The 18,879-nt window shown below is 63.6% G+C and carries 15 protein-coding genes; 11 read left to right on the top strand and 4 right to left on the bottom strand.

Going from position 1 to position 18,879, the window contains the following annotated elements; all coding sequences use genetic code 11:
* Positions 1-69: 69 nt before the first annotated feature.
* The gene (locus F3J43_RS21255; RefSeq protein WP_166891587.1) at positions 70-765 is read right to left on the bottom strand and encodes a M949_RS01915 family surface polysaccharide biosynthesis protein; all 696 of its coding nucleotides are present in this window, start codon (positions 763-765) and stop codon (positions 70-72) included.
* A gap of 118 nt (positions 766-883) precedes the next feature.
* Here F3J43_RS21255 and rapA point away from each other — a divergent pair, with 118 nt between their 5' ends.
* Both rapA and F3J43_RS21245 read left to right on the top strand, forming a co-directional pair.
* The gene (rapA, locus tag F3J43_RS21250) at positions 884-3,730 is read left to right on the top strand and encodes an RNA polymerase-associated protein RapA (protein WP_166891584.1); all 2,847 of its coding nucleotides are present in this window, start codon (positions 884-886) and stop codon (positions 3,728-3,730) included.
* A 254-nt stretch (positions 3,731-3,984) separates the two neighbouring features.
* Positions 3,985-6,249, top strand: a complete 2,265-nt coding sequence (locus F3J43_RS21245) for a putative bifunctional diguanylate cyclase/phosphodiesterase (protein WP_166891581.1) — start codon at positions 3,985-3,987, stop codon at positions 6,247-6,249.
* Here F3J43_RS21245 and F3J43_RS21240 read toward each other — a convergent pair.
* On the bottom strand, positions 6,149-7,036 hold the full coding sequence (locus F3J43_RS21240) for an NAD(P)-dependent oxidoreductase (protein ID WP_166891578.1): 888 nt from the start codon (positions 7,034-7,036) through the stop codon (positions 6,149-6,151). The two genes, F3J43_RS21245 and F3J43_RS21240, sit on opposite strands and share 101 nt — an antisense overlap.
* Before the next feature lie 295 nt (positions 7,037-7,331).
* Between F3J43_RS21240 and F3J43_RS21235 the strand changes: the two genes are divergently transcribed.
* Positions 7,332-9,413: a hypothetical protein gene (locus F3J43_RS21235; RefSeq protein ID WP_205298015.1), complete on the top strand. Its 2,082-nt coding sequence runs from the start codon at positions 7,332-7,334 to the stop codon at positions 9,411-9,413.
* Positions 9,414-9,703: 290 nt separating this feature from the next.
* On the opposite strand, the gene F3J43_RS21230 is transcribed toward F3J43_RS21235, so the two are convergent.
* Positions 9,704-10,009, bottom strand: coding sequence for a DUF2288 domain-containing protein (locus F3J43_RS21230; protein ID WP_166891570.1), 306 nt, complete (start codon positions 10,007-10,009; stop codon positions 9,704-9,706).
* Positions 10,010-10,371: 362 nt separating this feature from the next.
* On the opposite strand from F3J43_RS21230, the gene F3J43_RS21225 reads away from it, so the two are divergent.
* From F3J43_RS21225 to F3J43_RS21195, 7 genes are all read left to right on the top strand, one after another.
* Positions 10,372-11,484, top strand: coding sequence for a branched-chain amino acid ABC transporter substrate-binding protein (locus F3J43_RS21225; protein ID WP_502706623.1), 1,113 nt, complete (start codon positions 10,372-10,374; stop codon positions 11,482-11,484).
* 238 nt (positions 11,485-11,722) lie between these two features.
* Entirely contained in the window at positions 11,723-12,646 is a 924-nt protein-coding gene (gene livH, locus F3J43_RS21220; protein ID WP_166891565.1) for a high-affinity branched-chain amino acid ABC transporter permease LivH, read from the top strand.
* Positions 12,643-13,899: a high-affinity branched-chain amino acid ABC transporter permease LivM gene (locus F3J43_RS21215; RefSeq protein ID WP_166891562.1), complete on the top strand. Its 1,257-nt coding sequence runs from the start codon at positions 12,643-12,645 to the stop codon at positions 13,897-13,899. Before livH ends, F3J43_RS21215 begins: the two co-directional genes overlap by 4 nt.
* On the top strand, positions 13,896-14,663 hold the full coding sequence (gene livG, locus F3J43_RS21210) for a high-affinity branched-chain amino acid ABC transporter ATP-binding protein LivG (protein WP_166891559.1): 768 nt from the start codon (positions 13,896-13,898) through the stop codon (positions 14,661-14,663). Before F3J43_RS21215 ends, livG begins: the two co-directional genes overlap by 4 nt.
* Positions 14,664-15,365, top strand: a complete 702-nt coding sequence (locus F3J43_RS21205; protein ID WP_166891556.1) for an ABC transporter ATP-binding protein — start codon at positions 14,664-14,666, stop codon at positions 15,363-15,365. It begins immediately after the preceding gene.
* A 188-nt stretch (positions 15,366-15,553) separates the two neighbouring features.
* Entirely contained in the window at positions 15,554-16,231 is a 678-nt protein-coding gene (locus tag F3J43_RS21200) for a COG3650 family protein (RefSeq protein WP_166891553.1), read from the top strand.
* Positions 16,232-16,335: 104 nt separating this feature from the next.
* Entirely contained in the window at positions 16,336-17,943 is a 1,608-nt protein-coding gene (locus F3J43_RS21195) for an NAD(P)/FAD-dependent oxidoreductase (RefSeq protein WP_166891550.1), read from the top strand.
* Between the two features lie 72 nt (positions 17,944-18,015).
* Here F3J43_RS21195 and F3J43_RS21190 read toward each other — a convergent pair whose 3' ends face one another.
* Positions 18,016-18,480: an outer membrane lipoprotein gene (locus tag F3J43_RS21190; RefSeq protein ID WP_166891547.1), complete on the bottom strand. Its 465-nt coding sequence runs from the start codon at positions 18,478-18,480 to the stop codon at positions 18,016-18,018.
* Positions 18,481-18,628: 148 nt separating this feature from the next.
* Here F3J43_RS21190 and F3J43_RS21185 point away from each other — a divergent pair, with 148 nt between their 5' ends.
* Complete coding sequence (locus F3J43_RS21185) at positions 18,629-18,859, top strand: hypothetical protein (protein ID WP_166891544.1); 231 nt, start codon at positions 18,629-18,631, stop codon at positions 18,857-18,859.
* The last annotated feature ends 20 nt before the right edge of the window (positions 18,860-18,879 follow it).

Below are 18,879 nucleotides of genomic sequence, written 5' to 3'. Positions count from 1 at the left end.
CCTTGAGCACTGGCGACGCAGCCTGTGCGGCGCGTCACACCGCCGCAGCCTGTCCAGTATAGCCCGCGGCTATTCGGCGTCGTCGTCCTGTTCGCCATCGGCCGGCGTGCTGGCATCGCTCCACGGCCGTTTGTAGACCTTCTGCCAGACCTCGTCCATGTGCTGGCGCAGCACTGGCGGGGCATTCTTCAGCGAGGCGCTGTCCTCGCGCTCGCCACCGAAAGGCTCTTCGCCCGCCGGGGTGATCAGCGACTGTCCGGTAATGGTGTAGACCGCCTGCCCTTCGTGCATTTCGATGGCGATGTCATGAGGGTCGATACCGCCCCCGCAGAAGGCGTGGCTGGCCACGGTCACTTCGGCGACACCATCCTTGTTCAGGTCGCTGACATCGCTGACATCGGTATAGAAGTCGACATCCAGATCCAGGCCGGCACAGGTGGTTTCCTGCTCGCTCTGCCAACGCGGCTTGAAGGCATCGCTCGACGCCGTGCGACCGTACAGGGTGGCCTTGAGCACCACCTTGTCGACCTCTTCCTCGGTATCCGGGTCGGTGGCCTGGCCATCGACCCGGCTCAGCACCAGCAGGCCTTCGCCTTCGCGATCATGAAAATGCACGCTCTTGATCGGCGTCTGCACGCCCAGTACTTCCAGTTGCTCGACCGGAATCGGCGGAAGGATTTCGAAGGTTTTCTGTTCGCAGGCGGCCAGCAGCGCCAGGCTGCCCATGGCCAGGGAGAGGTTCAACCAGCGGTGCTTGGCAGGCATGGCGGCTCGGGGCCCTCGTGGCGGGAAGGTATTCGTCGATGAAAGCGCTAGACTCTTTGGTCTGACGGAGCCGATCCGTTAACATAGCCGGCTTTTTCACCGCGGGAGTTTTGGCAGTATGGCGCAGCAGTATCAACCGGGGCAACGCTGGATCAGCGACAGCGAAGCCGAGCTCGGTCTTGGGACCATCCTGGCGCAGGATGGCCGCCTGTTGACCGTGCTCTACCCGGCCACGGGCGACACCCGCCAGTACTCGCTACGCAATGCGCCGCTGACCCGCGTGCGCTTCTCGCCGGGCGACCAGATCACTCACTTCGAGGGCTGGAAGCTGACCGTGCGCGAGGTCGAGGATGTCGATGGCCTGCTGGTCTATCACGGCATCGACGCCCAGAACCAAGCCTGCACCCTGCCGGAAACGCAGTTGTCGAACTTCATCCAGTTCCGCCTGGCCAGCGACCGTCTGTTCGCCGGGCAGATCGACCCGTTGTCGTGGTTCTCCCTGCGCTACAACACCCTGCAGCACACCAGCAAGCAGATGCTCTCGTCCCTGTGGGGCCTGGGCGGGGTGCGCGCGCAACCGATCGCCCACCAGTTGCACATCGCCCGTGAAGTGGCCGACCGCATCGCCCCTCGCGTACTGCTGGCCGACGAAGTGGGCCTGGGCAAGACCATCGAGGCCGGCCTGGTGATCCATCGCCAGTTGCTGTCCGGGCGCGCCAGCCGCGTGTTGATCCTGGTGCCGGAGAACCTGCAGCACCAGTGGCTGGTGGAAATGCGCCGGCGCTTCAACCTGCAGGTGGCGTTGTTCGACGCCGAACGCTTCATCGAGAGCGACGCCAGCAACCCGTTCGAGGATGCCCAGCTGGCGCTGGTCGCCCTGGAGTGGCTGGTGGACGACGAAAAGGCCCAGGACGCGCTGTTCGCTGCCGGCTGGGACCTGATGGTGGTCGACGAGGCCCACCACCTGGTCTGGCACGAAGAGCAGGCCAGCCCGGAATATGCCCTGGTCGAGCAACTGGCCCAGGTGATTCCGGGCGTGCTGCTGCTCACCGCGACCCCCGAGCAACTGGGCCAGGACAGTCACTTCGCCCGCCTGCGCCTGCTCGACCCCAACCGTTTCCACGACCTGGCCGCCTTCCGCGCCGAAAGCGAGCACTATCGTCCAGTGGCCGAAGCCGTGCAGGAGCTGCTCGACGAAGGCCGCCTGTCGCCCAAGGCCCACGCTACCATCCAGGGCTTCCTGGGTGCCGAGGGCGAAGCCCTGCTGGCGGCTGTCAACGACGGAGACAGCCAGGCCAGCGCCCGCCTGATCCGCGAGCTGCTCGACCGCCACGGCACCGGCCGCGTACTGTTTCGCAATACCCGCGCCGCGGTGCAGGGTTTCCCCGAGCGTCAACTGCACCCCTACCCGCTGGCCAATCCCGAGCAATACCAGAATCTGCCGCTTGGCGAGCGTGCCGAGCTGTACCCGGAAGTGGCCTTCCAGGCCCAGGGCGAGACCGGCGACGATGAGCGCTGGTGGCGCTTCGACCCACGGGTCGACTGGCTGATCGACACCCTGAAGATGCTCAAGCGCACCAAGGTGCTGGTGATCTGCGCCCACGCCGAAACCGCCATGGACCTGGAAGACGCCCTGCGCGTGCGCTCCGGCATCCCGGCCACGGTATTCCACGAGGGCATGAGCATCCTCGAGCGCGACCGCGCCGCCGCTTATTTCGCCGATGAAGAGTTCGGCGCCCAGGTGCTGATCTGCTCCGAGATCGGCAGCGAAGGCCGCAACTTCCAGTTCGCCCATCACCTGGTGATGTTCGACCTGCCGGCCCACCCCGACCTGCTCGAACAGCGTATCGGCCGCCTGGACCGGATCGGCCAGAAGCACACCATCGAACTGCACATCCCGTACCTGCAGGACAGTCCGCAGCAGCGCCTGTTCCAGTGGTATCACGAAGGCCTCAACGCCTTCCTCAATACCTGCCCGACAGGCAATGCCCTGCAGCACCAGTTCGGCCCGCGCCTGCTGCCCCTGCTGGCCGGAGGCGACGACAAGGCCTGGGACGCGCTGGTGCTCGAAGCGCGCGCCGAACGCGAAGGCCTGGAAGCCGAGCTGCACAGCGGCCGCGACCGCCTGCTGGAGCTCAACTCCGGTGGCGCCGGCGAAGGCCAGGCGCTGGTCGAGGCGATCCTCGAGCAGGACGATCAGTTCGCCCTGCCGATCTACATGGAAACCCTGTTCGACGCCTTCGGCATCGACAGCGAGGACCACTCCGAGAACGCCCTGGTCCTCAAGCCGAGCGAGAAGATGCTCGACGCCAGCTTCCCGCTGGGCGACGACGAAGGCGTGACCATCACCTACGACCGCGGCCAGGCGCTGTCCCGCGAGGACATGCAGTTCCTCACCTGGGAACACCCGATGGTCCAGGGCGGCATGGACCTGGTGCTGTCCGGTTCGATGGGCAACACCGCCGTGGCGCTGATCAAGAATAAGGCGCTCAAGCCAGGCACCGTGCTGCTCGAGCTGCTGTACGTCAGCGAAGTGGTCGCGCCGCGCAGCCTGCAGCTGGGCCGCTACCTGCCCCCTGCGGCACTGCGCTGCCTGCTCGACACCAACGGCAACGACCTGGGCCCGCGGGTTGCCTTCGAGACCCTCAACGACCAACTCGAGAGCGTCCCCAAGGCCAGCGCCAACAAGTTCGTCCAGGCCCAGCGCGATGTGCTGGCCAAACGCATCGCGGCTGGCGAGATCAAGGTCATGCCGGTCCACGAGGAGCGTGTGGCCCAGGCGCAGCAGCGCCTGGCAGCCGAGTCCGATGAGGAACTGGCCCGTCTGACCGCGCTGAAGGCCGTCAACCCGACCGTGCGCGACAGCGAGATCGACGCCCTGCGCCGGCAACGTGAAGAGGGCATGGCGGCGCTGCAGAAAGCGGCACTGCGCCTGGAGGCGATCCGGGTACTGGTCGCGGGCTGATCCAGCCTGACACCCTCGCGGGGCAAACCCGCTCCCACGCCGTGATCCGGGCGTGGGAGCGGGTTTGCCCCGCGATCGTTTCCGGCCCACGGACATCCGCTTAGATCGCTTTGCTATCGCATGCATATCCAAATGGTAGCGATCAAAGTGCCATTAATCAGGAAGGCTTAAACACCCGTTCCTATACTCCAGCAGGAACAGTCTCCATCCACGCTGTTTTGGGGACGAGTGAAAACTCGAAAAAGAGACCTGCAATGGAGTGGCTGGGACTAAAGATGTTCGCCGGGCTACCGGCGACCGGGCAAATCATCCTCGAATGCCGGCACAACCCGTTCCTCGTGCTGCTCGCCTTCAGCGTGGCCAGCACTGCCTGCTTCGCCACCCTGGACATGGCCGAGCGCCAGAGCCATAGCGACGACCTTACCGCCAGGCGGCAATGGCGGGTTCTGGGCGCCTGTTGCCTGGCCGGTGGCCTGTGGGCCATGCACTTCATCGGCATGCTCGCCCTCCAGGCCCCCCTGGACATTCACTACGACGCCTTGCTCACCGGCGTCTCCCTGCTGATCGCCCTGCTCGTCGCCTGGCTGACGATGAATTGCCTGGACCGTACCGATCTGAGCCTGGGCCACTGCTTGCGCATGGCACTGTTCATCGGTGCGGGGATCAGCTTCATGCACTATGTCGGCATGGCGGCCTTGCAGACCAGTGCCCAGCAGTATTACCAGAGCGGCCTGACGCTGACCGCCGTCGCCTTCGCCATGGCCACCAGCCTGGCCGCCCTGCTCATGGCCCGGCACTTTCGCCGAGGCAGCGGCACCCTGCACCTGCTGATGAAATACGGCGCCAGCCTGCTGATGGCGGGCGGTATCGTCATCACCCATTTCACCGGCATGGCCGCGCTGACGCTGGTCACGCCCGATGACAGCGTGCTGCGCCTGGGCAGCAACGACAACAACCTGCAACTGGCCCTGACCATCGCCTTCATCACCTTGCTGATCAGTGGCGGCAGCATCAGCGCGGCCCTGGCCGACAAGAAGCTGCAAAGCAAGGAACACGATCTGCGCCGGGTCAACCTGCTGCTCAGCCAGCTCGACCAGGCACGCGCCTCGCTGCAGCAAGCCGCGCACTATGATGCGTTGACCAACCTGGTCAACCGCCGCGGTTTCAACCAGGTGTTCGCCGAACGCCTGGCCGAGCTGGCCGGCAGTGAAGGCATGCTGGCGGTGATGTTCCTCGACATCGATCATTTCAAGCGCATCAACGACAGCCTCGGCCATGCCGCCGGCGATGAACTGCTCAAGGTGATCGCCGGGCATATCAAGGCCGCAACCCGCGGCCATGACCTGGTGGCACGTTTCGGCGGCGACGAATTCTGCATCGTCACCCGCCTGAACAACCGCGAGGAGGCCCGTCATCTGGCCCAGCGGATCATGCTCCGGATGAAGGAGCCGATCGACCTGGCCGGCCGGCGCATGGTGATGACCACCAGCATCGGGATCAGCATCTATCCGGACGATGGCCGCAGCACCGAAGAACTGCTCAAGAACGCCGACCTGGCGCTGTACCAGTCCAAAGGTTGCGGACGCAACAGCCTGCATTTTTTCAACAACGGCCTGAAGACCCGCGCCACCCTCGAGCTGCAACTGGAGGAAGAACTGCGCGGCGCGCTGTTCGAGGCCCGCGGCCTGTGCGTGCACTACCAGCCGATCTTCGACTTGCATACGGGGCAGGTGGCCAAGCTCGAAGCCCTGGTGCGCTGGCAGCATCCCCAGCATGGCTTGCTCAGCCCAGAGCGTTTCATCGGCATTGCCGAGGCCAACGGTCTGATCACCGATCTCGACCTGTGGGTACTGCGCCAGGCCTGTGAAGACCTGGCCGAACTCGGCCGCCGTGGCCATGAGCGGCTGCGGGTGACGGTGAACTGCTCGGCGCTCACCCTGGGCCGCGAGGAACTGGCCGGCGAAGTGGAGATGGCACTGTTCCAGGCCGGCCTGGAACCGAGCCATCTGGAACTGGAAGTCACCGAGAACGCGCTGATGGGCGATATCCAGCACACCGTGAGCCTGCTCAAGCGCATCAGGGCCCAGGGCGTGGCCCTGTCGATCGACGACTTCGGCACCGGCTATTCGTCACTGGCTTATCTGAAGCGCCTGCCACTGGACGTGCTGAAGATCGACCGCTCGTTCATCCAGGATGTACCGGGCAGCCAGAAAGACCGCGAGATCGTCCAGGCGATCATCGTCATGGCCCACACCCTGCACCTGAAGGTGGTCACCGAGGGGGTCGAGAGCCACGAGCAACGTGAGTTCCTCAGCACCCACGGCTGCGATTTCCTGCAGGGCTACCTGCTCAGCCGCCCACTGGCGCTGGACGAACTGGGCCCGCTGCTCGAACGCCTCGAACGAGAACAGACCAGCCTTACGCCTTGTTGCGATACAGCGCTACCAGCGTCGCCGGGTCTTTTTGCAGATAGCCCTGACCTCCATGCAGGCGCATCAACTGCGCGGCGAGGCCACTGAGCGGGGTTGCCGAACCTTGCTCGCGGGAGAATTTCACTGCGGTGTCGAGATCCTTGAGCAGCGTGCGCACATGCCACTTGATCGGCTCGAAACGGCTTTCGGCCATCTGCGGGGCAAGGATCTGCAAGGGCCTGGAGTCGGCGAAACCGCCAGCCAGCGCTTCGGCGATCAGCGTCGCATCGACACCGGACTGCTCGGCCAGGGCCACCACCTCGGCGATCACCAGGGCATTGCAGGCGACGATCATCTGGTTACAGGCCTTGGTCACCTGCCCCGCCCCTACCCCGCCCATGTGCGTGACCCGTTGCCCGAGGGTCAGCAGCACAGGGCGGGCGCGCTCCAGGTCCTCGGCCTGGCCACCGACCATGATCGCCAGGGTGCCAGCCTCGGCGCCCGGTGTACCGCCGGAGACCGGCGCATCGAGCCAGGCCATGCCACACAGCGCAGCCAGTTCGGCAGCCATGTCGCGGGTGGCCGTCGGCTCCAGGCTGGAAAGGTCCACCAGCAATTGTCCAGGACGCGCGCCCTGGGCGATGCCCTGATCACCGAACACCACCTCGCGCACCACCGCCGTGTCGGCCAGGCACAGCAGCACGATGTCCACGCCCACGCACAGGTCGGCCGGGTTGGCCGCCAGCCGGGCCCCCGCTGCCACCAGCCCCGCGCATTTGTCCGGGCTGCGGTTCCATACCGTCAACGGATAACCCGCGGCCAGCAGGCGGCGACACATCGGCAACCCCATCAGGCCGATCCCGGCAAATCCCAGCGAAGGCAATGCACTACTCATGAGCGACTCCAGATTAAAGAAGCATGACAAGCGGACGATGCAGTGCGGGTGCGGAGAAAAAACCTTAGCGCGGCTAAGGCTAACCCCTATCGCACACAAAAAAGACGCACTGATAAAGTCGCGAAATCTCTCCGTGATGGCCAGATGACATGCGCCACCGGTGAAGCCCAACACTCCAGGCAAATGGCGCACTATGACCTCTACGAACACTTCTGCCAATGCGGTCCCCGAGTCGTCGCTCATCCCCGCTTCGCCGACCGCCGGTGGTGCTCGAGATTACCCTGCCAACCGTGGCATGCCAGCACAGCAATACCTGTACTTCACCGAGCAGGACATCCAGCGCATCCTCGACAACCTCGACGGCCTGCGCGACCTGGTGTTCCCGCAGAACCTGCATGTCGAAGACGAGGACCAACTGCGCCTGGAGCAGCAGTTCCCCTCGGTCTGCCTGATCGGCCTGGGTCGCTGCGGCTCGAACATCGCCCTGGACGTGGCGGAGCTGGTCTACAACGCCCGCACCTTCTTCCTCAACGAGTTCAACAACGAGGATCGCCACAAGGGCGAGGCAGGCTACAGCCCCGCACGCTGGATCCGCCAGAACCTGCGCCTGGTGCAGAACAAGGGCGCCAAGCCGGTGTTCCTGGTGGAACCGCTGGTGATGCTCGGCGACCTGGACAAGGACATCGCCGGACGTATTCGCTTCTCGCGCAAGGGTGAGCGCGGTGGCTTCCTGCGCGACTACAGCAAGATGAAGATCATGGACCTGTCCGAGGTGCATGCCGGTGGCGCCGGCAACGCGCCGATCCTCGGCCAGTACCTGGCCAAGATCATCCTCAACAAGGATACCCAGCGGTTCTCCAGCGCCGACTGGAAGCTGATCCACTCGTACCTGATCGACTCCTGCGGGATCAAGGCCAACCAGTCGCGCCTGTACTTCTACATCTTCAGCGCCGGCGGCGGTACCGGCTCGGGCATGGCCTCGGAGTTCGGCCTGGCCCAGCAGTACTCGTACATGAACAAGACCTTCGACACCAAGCCTGCCGACGAGAACGACGGCAAGAGCGGTCACTCGTTCGTCTTCGAGCCGATCTTCACCAGCGGTATCTGCGTGCTGCCCAACGCCTCGGATCATCGCAGCGAGATGTCCGAGGCCCTGCACATCAACGCCGGGCGGCTACTGTGCAAGTACCTGTCCGAGGAATGGGACTTCTCGTACAACTTCGACAACGAAGACAGCAGCGAAGCCAGCGTCATGGGCCGCATCCGTCCGTGGAACGCGATGATGCTGATCTCCAACGACATCATGCGCTACGCCGAGGAGAGCGACGACGGCACGATCCAGAACATCGACGTCAACGCCATGGAGAAGCACGCCAACCAGTACATCTCCCAGCAGATCTTCAACATCCTCACCGCCCAGGCGGTGACCACCGACTACGACCAGAACTACTTCCGCCGCGCCGGCATCGACATCGGCGAGACCATCCGCCTGGACGCCAACGACCTGTTCATGAGCCTGGCCGGTCCTGTGGCCATCGCCTACGCCGAGTCCGTGGTCCCGGAGATCCCGCCGGCCGGGTCGGACAAGTTCAAGGTGTTCGAGCGCGAACAGCCACGCCTGGATATCGACGACCTGTTCTTCCGCTCCATCGACCTGCCGCACTTCAACAAGCAGACCCAGGCCATCGAAGGCATCAGCCTGCTGCCGATCGAGTCGCGCCGCTACCGCGCGGCGCTGGAGCAGTACCAGGCCTCGGGCTACGATGCCGCAGCCTTGCATGACCTGCACTTCTTCAAGAACTGCTCGTCGGTGGTGTCGATCGTCTCCCTGCCCAAGGACTACAAGCTGTCGTACATGGACCTGAACCGGCTCAAGACTCACCTCAACAGCCTGTTCCCGAACACCACGCTCAAGCGCTACGCCCTGGTGATCGGCGCCTCGGCCAACCTGTCGCTGACCACCCTGATCGCCAAGAGCCCGTGCCTGTCGGATGATTTCCTGACCCTGATCGTGGCGTTCATCAAGCGTTGCTTCGCGCGCAACCCGTACCGCTTCGACGACACCCTGGACAACGCCATCCTCGAGTTCATCACCAGCGAGCACTTCGACGAGAACAGCATCGACGAATTGCTCAACGAATTCGAGAACCCGGCGAAGATCCTCGACACCAACTGGTACGCGATCAAGCCGATGTACGAGAAGAAGTACCGCGAGCTGATCAACGACAAGAGCCGCTTCGTCTCGATCAACGACATTCGCCTGTCGCGCGAATGCGTGAAGAAGGCGGTGAAGTACCTGCGCGAAATCTTCAGGCACCGTATCGGCAAGACCCGGGTAATCTCGCTGAACAGCCATACCGGGCGCGTCGACTATTGAGAGATGATCGCGGGGCAAGCCCGCTCCCACGAGGAACACACGATCCTTGTGGAAGCGGGTGATCTCTGTGACAGCTAGCAAGCTGGCGATTGCTGTGAGAACTGACGATTGTGGGAGCAGGCGATAGCCTGCGATGGGCACTGCACGGAAGCCGCCCATTACGCATGCCGTAAACTGTTACCGCCCCGCCGAATCACCCCACCGTTGTTACTTGTCCCCACCTTACGTGAGCGTCAACGCGCACCCTCTTGAAGCGCCTGCGCGTTTTTACGCACTAAAAACGCGCACGTTTATTCCGCTTTCTTCGTCTGGATCACGATGAAGGGCGAAACCACCACAGCCCAGATCTCTGGATCGCGGGTTTGCAGGTCCATCGCCTGTTCGGCCGAGACCGGCCCAACCACGCCATCATTGCGCCACTTGGTGAAGATCTCGCTGCGATTCTCGGCCATCGCCTCGGCAACGGTGATCAGGTCGAGGGACGGGTCGACCCAAATCAGGTCACCCTTCGCCCAGAAACGCTCCAGGGCTTTCCACTCGATGACGGCGGTCTCGCCGAGCAATTTGGCATAGAGGGTGCTTACTTGATCAGTCATGGGTCTACCTGCAAGAAAAATCGGCCAACAAAAAGGCCGGTATTTTTGCAGAAAAACCTGGTTTCAAATATGTAATTTGGTCGATCAGGCCCGAAGTTGCAGGTAAGGGCGTGAGATGCAGGCAAAGTGATGGCGCTTTTCTGTATCTTTATGTCGATCACGCGACACCCTCGAAAACAGACGCTTTTCGCCCGCTTTTCAAGCGCTCGGATGGCGCTCTACACTGTACCGGTACAGTTCCGGGACATGTTCCGGGGGAAGGTGGGGTTACGGCATGGCGTAGCCAGTCCGCGAATCCCGCCCGGTCTGTAGCCCTGGCCTCAGGACTATAAGAATTACAACAGAATGAGTGGAGCACTATGATCAAGATTTCCAAGCTGTTCGCCGCAATGGTTCTGGCCGGGGTTGCCAGCCATTCGTTTGCCGCCGATACCATCAAGATCGGTATCGCAGGTCCCAAGACCGGTCCGGTCACCCAATACGGCGACATGCAGTTCACCGGCGCCAAACAGGCCATCAAGGACATCAACGCCAAGGGCGGTGTCGATGGCAAGCAACTCGAAGCCGTGGAATACGACGACGCGTGCGACCCTAAACAGGCCGTGGCCGTCGCCAACAAAGTGGTCAACGATGGCGTCAAGTTCGTGGTCGGCCACCTGTGCTCCAGCTCTACCCAGCCTGCGTCGGACATCTACGAAGACGAAGGCGTGATCATGATCACCCCCGCCGCCACCTCCCCGGAAATCACCGCCCGTGGCTACAAGCTGATCTTCCGCACCATCGGCCTGGACAGCGCCCAGGGCCCGGCCGCCGGCAACTACATCGCCGACCACGTCAAACCGAAAGTGGTCGCCGTCCTGCACGACAAGCAGCAGTACGGTGAAGGCATCGCCACCGCGGTCAAGCAGACCCTCGAGAAGAAAGGCACCAAGGTCGCCGTCTTCGAAGGCCTGAACGCCGGTGACAAGGACTTCTCCTCGATCATCCAGAAGCTCAAGCAGAACAACGTCGACTTCGTCTATTACGGCGGCTATCACCCAGAGCTGGGCCTGATCCTGCGCCAGGCGCAAGAGAAGGGCCTGAAAGCCAAGTTCATGGGGCCGGAAGGCGTGGGCAACGACTCCATCTCGCAGATCGCCCAGGGCGCCTCCGAAGGCTTGCTGGTCACCCTGCCGAAGTCGTTCGATGCCGACCCTGAGAACAAGGCCATCGTCGACGCCATCAAGGCCGACGGCAAGGACCCGAGCGGTCCGTTCGTGTTCCCGGCCTACTCCGCAGTCGAGCTGATCGCCGGCGGCATCAAGGCGGCCAAGTCCGAAGACACCGCCAAGGTGGCGGCAGCCATCCACGCCGGCACCTTCAAGACCCCGACCGGCGAGCTGTCGTACGACGAGAAGGGCGACCTGAAGAACTTCAAGTTCGTCGTCTACGAATGGCACTTCGGCAAGCCGAAGACCGAAGTCTCCCCTCAGTAACTGCGTGACTGAATAGCTGACCGAGAAGCCCACTGTGCGAGCAGTGGGCTTTGTTTTACGAGGTTCATGGGCCCGATTCCCGCGATCCGGGGGCCGGCTCACCTGAAAATCTTAAAACCGTCACCCGCGGTCTCCTGGCTGTGCCCGCAAATCGATCACGTGGCGAAGACCACGCGACCCCAAGGGCCAGGGTCACCCCCGCCAGAGAAATGCAAATCAGGTTTTTAGGAGCGCTGTAATGCCTGAGATCTATCATTTCCTCCAACAACTGGTTAACGGATTGACCATCGGCAGTACCTATGCCCTGATCGCCATCGGCTACACGATGGTGTACGGCATCATCGGCATGATCAACTTCGCCCACGGCGAGGTGTACATGATCGGTTCCTACGTGGCCTTCATCGCCCTCGCCGGGCTGGCCATGATGGGCATCCACTCCCTGCCGATCCTGATGACCGTGGCCTTCGTCGCCACGATCTGCGTCACCAGCGCCTACGGCTACAGCATCGAACGGGTCGCCTACCGGCCGCTGCGCAACAGCAACCGGCTGATCCCGCTGATCTCCGCCATCGGCATGTCGATCTTCCTGCAGAACACCGTCCTGCTGTCGCAGGACTCCAAGGACAAGTCCATCCCCAACCTGATCCCCGGCGCGTTCTCCTTCGGCCCGGGCGGCGCGGAGGAAGTGCTGGTCTCGTACATGCAGATCCTGGTGTTCGCGGTCACCCTCATCGCCATGACCTGCCTGACCCTGTTCATCTCCCGTTCCCGTCTGGGGCGCGCCTGTCGTGCCTGCGCCGAGGACATCAAGATGGCCAACCTGCTGGGCATCAACACCAACAACATCATCGCCCTGACCTTCGTCATCGGCGCCGCGCTGGCGGCGGTGGCGGCCGTGCTGCTGAGCATGCAGTACGGCGTGATCAACCCCAACGCCGGTTTCCTGGTGGGCCTGAAGGCCTTCACCGCGGCGGTACTGGGCGGCATCGGCAGCATTCCGGGCGCCATGCTCGGCGGGCTGGTGCTGGGCGTTGCCGAAGCCTTCGGCGCCGATATCTTCGGCGACCAGTACAAGGACGTGGTGGCATTCGGTCTCTTGGTTCTTGTCCTGTTGTTCCGGCCGACCGGCATCCTGGGCCGCCCGGAGGTTGAAAAAGTATGAACAGACATCTCAAACAGGCGTTGTTCAGCGCCTTGCTGGTCTGGGCCGTGGCCTTCCCGGTCCTGGGCCTGAAACTGAGCATCGACGGCATCAGCCTGGTCGTCCACAGCCAGGGCTCGTTCACCCTCGGCATCATCGCCGCGTGCTCGGTGCTGATGTTCCTGCGCGTGCTGTTCGACAAGCAGTGGAGCGCGGTGATGGGACATCGCTCCGAGCGCAAGCTGGTACCGGCATCGGTGACCAACTTCCTCACCCTGCCCAAGACCCAGCGCTGGGTGATCATGGGGCTGATCGTGGCCGCGCTGGTCTGGCCGTTCTTCGGCTCGCGCGGCGCGGTCGACATCGCCACCCTGATCCTGATCTACGTGTTGCTGGGCCTGGGCCTGAACATCGTGGTCGGCCTGGCGGGGCTGCTCGACCTGGGCTATGTCGGCTTCTACGCGGTCGGTGCCTACAGCTACGCGATGCTCTCGCACTACCTGGGCTGGAGCTTCTGGGTGTGCCTGCCGATCGCCGGCCTGATGGCCGCTACCTTCGGCTTCCTGCTCGGCTTCCCGGTACTGCGCCTGCGCGGTGACTACCTGGCGATCGTGACCCTCGGCTTCGGCGAGATCATCCGCCTGTTCCTGCGTAACCTCACCGACTGGACCGGCGGCCCCAACGGCATCAGCAACATCCCCAAGCCGGAGTTCTTCGGCCTGACCTTCGAACGCAAGGCCGCCGAGGGTATGCAGACCTTCCACGAGTTCTTCGGGCTGGAATACAACTCGATCAACAAGGTCATCTTCCTCTACCTGGTCGCCCTGCTGCTGGCATTGCTGGCGCTGTTCGTCATCAACCGCCTGCTGCGCATGCCCATCGGCCGCGCCTGGGAAGCGTTGCGCGAAGACGAGATCGCTTGCCGTGCGCTGGGCCTGAACCCCACCGTGATCAAACTCTCGGCCTTCACCCTGGGCGCCTGCTTCGCCGGTTTCGCCGGCAGCTTCTTCGCCGCCCGTCAGGGCCTGGTGACACCGGAATCGTTCACCTTCATCGAGTCGGCGATCATCCTCGCCATCGTCGTGCTGGGTGGCATGGGTTCGCAGCTGGGGGTGATCCTGGCAGCCATCGTGATGATCCTGCTGCCGGAGATGATGCGTGAGTTCAGCGAATACCGGATGCTGATGTTCGGTGCGCTGATGGTATTGATGATGATCTGGCGTCCGCAGGGCCTGCTGCCCATGCAACGTCCTCACCTGGAGTTGCGCCGATGAGCCGCGAAATTCTGCAAGTCAGCGGCCTGAGCATGCGCTTCGGCGGCTTGTTGGCGGTCAATGGCGTGGCCCTGACCGTCAAGGAAAAACAGGTGGTGGCGCTGATCGGCCCGAACGGTGCCGGCAAGACCACCGTATTCAACTGCCTGACCGGCTTCTACAAGCCCAGCGGCGGCACCATCCTGCTCGACGGCCAGCCGATCCAGGGCCTGGCCGGCCACCAGATCGCCCGCAAGGGCGTGGTGCGGACCTTCCAGAACGTGCGCCTGTTCAAGGAGATGACCGCGCTGGAAAACCTGCTGATCGCCCAGCACCGTCACTTGAACACCAACTTCTTCGCCGGCCTGTTCAAGACCCCGAGCTTCCGCCGCAGCGAGAAGCAAGCCATGGAACGCGCGCAGTACTGGCTGGAGAAGGTCAACCTGACCGAGTTCGCCAACCGTACCGCCGGCACCCTCGCCTATGGCCAGCAACGGCGCCTGGAAATCGCCCGCTGCATGATGACCCAACCGCGGATCATCATGCTCGACGAGCCGGCCGCCGGCCTGAACCCCAAGGAGACCGAGGACCTCAAGGCCCTCATCGCCTACTTGCGCGAATCCCACAATGTGACCGTGTTGCTGATCGAGCACGACATGAAGCTGGTGATGAGCATTTCCGACCACATCGTGGTGATCAACCAGGGCACGCCCCTGGCCGACGGCACGCCGGAGGAGATCCGCGGCAACCCTGATGTGATCAAGGCCTACCTGGGGGAGGCGTAAATGCTGAAGTTCGAGAACGTTTCCACCTTCTACGGCAAGATCCAGGCACTGCACAGCGTCAACGTCGAGATCAACCAGGGCGAAATCGTCACCCTGATCGGCGCCAACGGCGCGGGCAAGTCGACCTTGCTGATGACCCTGTGCGGTTCGCCCCAGGCAAGTGCCGGCAGCATCAAGTACCTGGGCGAGGAACTGGTCGGCCAGCCGTCTTCGCACATCATGCGCAAGAGCATTGCGGTGGTGCCGGAAGGCCGCCGCGTGTTCGCTCGCCTGACCGTCGAGGAAAACCTGGCCATGGGCGGTTTCTTCACCAGCAAGGGCGATTACCAGGAGCAACTGGACAAGGTCCTGCACCTGTTCCCGCGCCTGAAGGAACGCTATATCCAGCGGGGCGGCACCATGTCCGGCGGCGAGCAGCAGATGCTGGCGATCGGGCGGGCGCTGATGAGCAAACCCAAGCTGCTGCTGCTCGACGAGCCGTCGCTGGGCCTGGCGCCAATCATCATCCAGCAGATCTTCGACATCATCGAACAACTGCGCCGCGACGGCGTGACGGTGTTCCTGGTGGAGCAGAACGCCAACCAGGCGCTGAAGATCGCCGACCGCGCCTATGTGCTGGAGAACGGCAAGGTGGTGATGCAGGGCACCGGTGAAGCGCTGCTGACCGACCCGAAGGTACGTGACGCGTACCTCGGGGGGTGAATGATCAAGGGGCCTTCGGGCCCTTTGTTCTGCCTGTCGAACACCGGATTGCAGTGCCAGCCCTACCGCTGGGAAACACGCTGTCGTGGGAGCGGGCTTGCCCCACGACAGGGCCGTCCCTCTTGTGGACACCCCACAGGCTCGGTAACGTGGCCGGCACTTTTTGCCCGAACACCGGAGCCCGCCCCATGCGTCTCACCCCCTCCCTGCTGCTCACCGCCCTGCTGCCCGTGTTCGCCGGTTGCCAGATGCTGGCCGACAAGCCGGTCGACCCGAACCTCGGCACCACCCGCATGCAAGGCCAACTGAGTGCCGCAGGCGGCCACCTGTTGTTCAAACCCTGCAGCGAGGCCCGCCAGTTCGTCATCAACGACGCCGCCGGTACCGGCATCCTGCAGGAAGCCGCCAACCTGGCCGACGATGCCGGCGACAAACTGTTCGCCGATGTCCGCGGCCGCCTGACCGGCAACCAGCAGGCCGGCAACGATGGCCAACTTGACGTGACCCGTCTGTATCGCCTGGAAACCTCCGAGTACAGCGGCTGCGAGGACCCCAACTTCCGCCAGCTGACCCTGCGTGCCGGCGGCCACGAGCCAGATTGGGACATCAAGGCCAGCGGCAAGGGCATGGTCCTCAACCGTATCGGCCAGGCCCCGCTGCCGCTGCCATTCCTCGAGGAGCAGATGCCCGGCGGCGGCCTGACCCTGTCCAGCGAAGCCAATGGCCAGCGGGTCGAGCTGTGGCTCGCACCACAGCGCTGCGTCGACGGTGCCACCGGTGCCATCCGCCATCTCAAGGCCGAGCTGCGCATCGACGGCAAGACCCTGCAGGGCTGTGGCTACTACGGTGGCGCTCGCGACAACTGATCGCCGGGTACTTTTATCCTGCCAGTCGGGGCGGCTAACAGCTTATACTTGGCGGTTTGTGTAAAGCCGCCGGCCGCCCCATGGCCGGGATACTGGATCCTGCCATGCTACGAATCAACGAACTGAAGCTGCCCCTGGACCATTCCGACGACGAGCTGCGCGCCGCCATCGTCCAGCGCCTGGCCATCAGCGACGAGCAACTGCTCGGCTTCACCCTGTTCAAGCGCAGCTACGACGCGCGCAAGAAGAACAGCGAGATGCTGTTCATCTACACCATCGATCTCGAAGCCAGCAACGAAGCCGAACTGCTCAAGACCTTCGCCGACGACCCGAAAATCGGCGTTGCCCCGGACGTCAGCTACAAGTTCGTCGGCCATGCCCCAGCCGAGTTGCCGGAGCGTCCGATCGTGGTCGGTTTCGGCCCCTGCGGCATCTTCGCCGGCCTGCTGCTGGCACAGATGGGCTTCAAGCCGATCGTCCTCGAGCGCGGCAAGGAAGTACGCCAGCGCACCAAGGACACCTGGGGCCTGTGGCGCAAGAGCGTGCTCAACCCCGAGTCCAACGTGCAGTTCGGCGAGGGCGGTGCCGGGACCTTCTCCGACGGCAAGCTGTACAGCCAGATCAAGGACCCGCAGCACCATGGCCGCAAGGTCCTGGAAGAGTTCGTCAAGGCCGGCGCGCCGGACGAGATCCTCTACATCAACAAGCCGCACATCGGCACCTTCCGCCTGACCAGCATGGTCGAGAAGATGCGCGAGGAAATCATCAACCTGGGCGGTGAAGTGCGCTTCCAGCAGAAAGTCACCGACCTGCTGGTCGACGGCGAGCAGCTCACCGGCCTGGTCCTGGAGAGCGGCGAGCAGTTGCAGTCGCGTCACGTGGTGCTGGCCCTCGGCCACAGCGCCCGCGACACCTTCCGCATGCTCCACGCCAAGGGCGTGTTCATGGAAGCCAAGCCGTTCTCGGTCGGTTTCCGTATCGAGCACCCGCAATCGCTGATCGACAAGGCTCGCCTGGGCAAGTACGCCGGCCACCCGAAACTCGGCGCCGCCGACTACAAACTGGTGCACCACGCCAAGAACGGCCGTTCGGTGTACAGCTTCTGCATGTGCCCAGGCGGTACCGTGGTCGCCGCCACCAGCGAGCCAGGCCGGGTGGTCACCAACGGCATGAGCCAGTATTCACGCAACGAGCGTAACGCCAACTCCGGCATCGTCGTCGGCATCGACCCCGAGCGTGACTACCCGGGCGGCCCGCTGGCCGGCATCGAGCTGCAAGAGCGCCTGGAAGCGCACGCCTACGTGATGGGCGGCAGCAATTACCAGGCCCCGGCGCAGTTGGTCGGCGACTTCGTCGCCGGCCGGCCGTCCACCGCACTGGGCAGCGTCGAGCCATCGTACAAACCTGGGGTGACCCTGGGCGACCTGGCACCTAGCCTGCCGGACTTTGCCATCGAGGCGATCCGCGAAGCGCTGCCGGCCTTCGACCGCCAGATCAAGGGCTACAACCTGCATGACGCCGTGTTGACCGGGATCGAGACCCGCACCTCCTCGCCACTGCGCATCACCCGTGGCGCCGACCTCCAGAGCCTCAACCTCAAGGGACTGTTCCCGGCAGGGGAAGGCGCGGGCTATGCCGGCGGCATCCTGTCCGCCGGTGTCGACGGCATTCGCATCGCCGAGGCCGTGGCGCGGGATATCCTCGGGCTGTAAAACCCTGTCGCGCGGCAGGCAAAAGAAAACCCCGGACAGGCCTGGCCTGTCCGGGGTTCTTTGTTTCAGCGATCAGTGAGTGACGCGGCTGGTGCCACCCACGGTCATGATGCGCACGCGCTCGCCGACGCGGAAGATTTCGTTCTGCTGCACCTGCTGCACGTAGGCGCGCATGCTGCCGTCGTCTTCGCGCACGGTGATCTCGACACCCTGGGTGCGGGTCAGGCCTTCCTCGGCGGCGGAACCAGCCAGGCCACCGGCCACGGCACCGATCACCGCGGCGACGATGCTGCCACGGCCACCACCTACAGCGCTGCCGGCAACACCACCGACGATGGCGCCAGCGCCACCGCCGATCGGGGTCTTGGAGCCCTCGATCTTCACCGGACGCAGGGATTCGATGGTACCCATGCGCACGGTCTGCACGCGACGCGCCTCGTCACGGGAATAGCTGTCGCCGCTCAGGGACGACTGGCAGCCGCCCAGCAGCAGCGAAACGGTGGTGAAGCTGGCCAGCAGCAAAGCGGATTTACGCATGGGGACAATCTCCAGTAAGTCAGGTAGCCATTAGACTATTCGTCTTGACAAGTGTCACGACACAATCGTTATAAAATTGTTTTCATTCAGCCCGAGTACAGCCAGCAACGGCTGTGTCGCAAGCTTTCTGCCGAGACAAAGGATAGTCATGGATTACTTCATCGTCGTCGTTGTGACAGTCGCCGGCCTGTACTTCCACTGGTGGCTGTATGTACGCATGCGCCTTTGGATCGACCGTGACCTGGCACTGTCGCTGGCGGGGACGGACCCACTCAAGCGCGAATACATGCTCGAAGTGCTCGAGCGCGCGCGGGCACAAAAGATCGGGCGCAAGGAATTGGCAGCGTGGCTGGAGCGAGAAGCTGCAGGATTCAGATGAAACAGATGAATGCGGGGCTG

Origin of the sequence: Pantoea sp. Cy-639 (genome assembly GCF_011752525.1) — a bacterium.
Classification (GTDB): domain Bacteria; phylum Pseudomonadota; class Gammaproteobacteria; order Pseudomonadales; family Pseudomonadaceae; genus Aquipseudomonas.
This window is presented reverse-complemented; position numbering and strand designations above follow the sequence as displayed.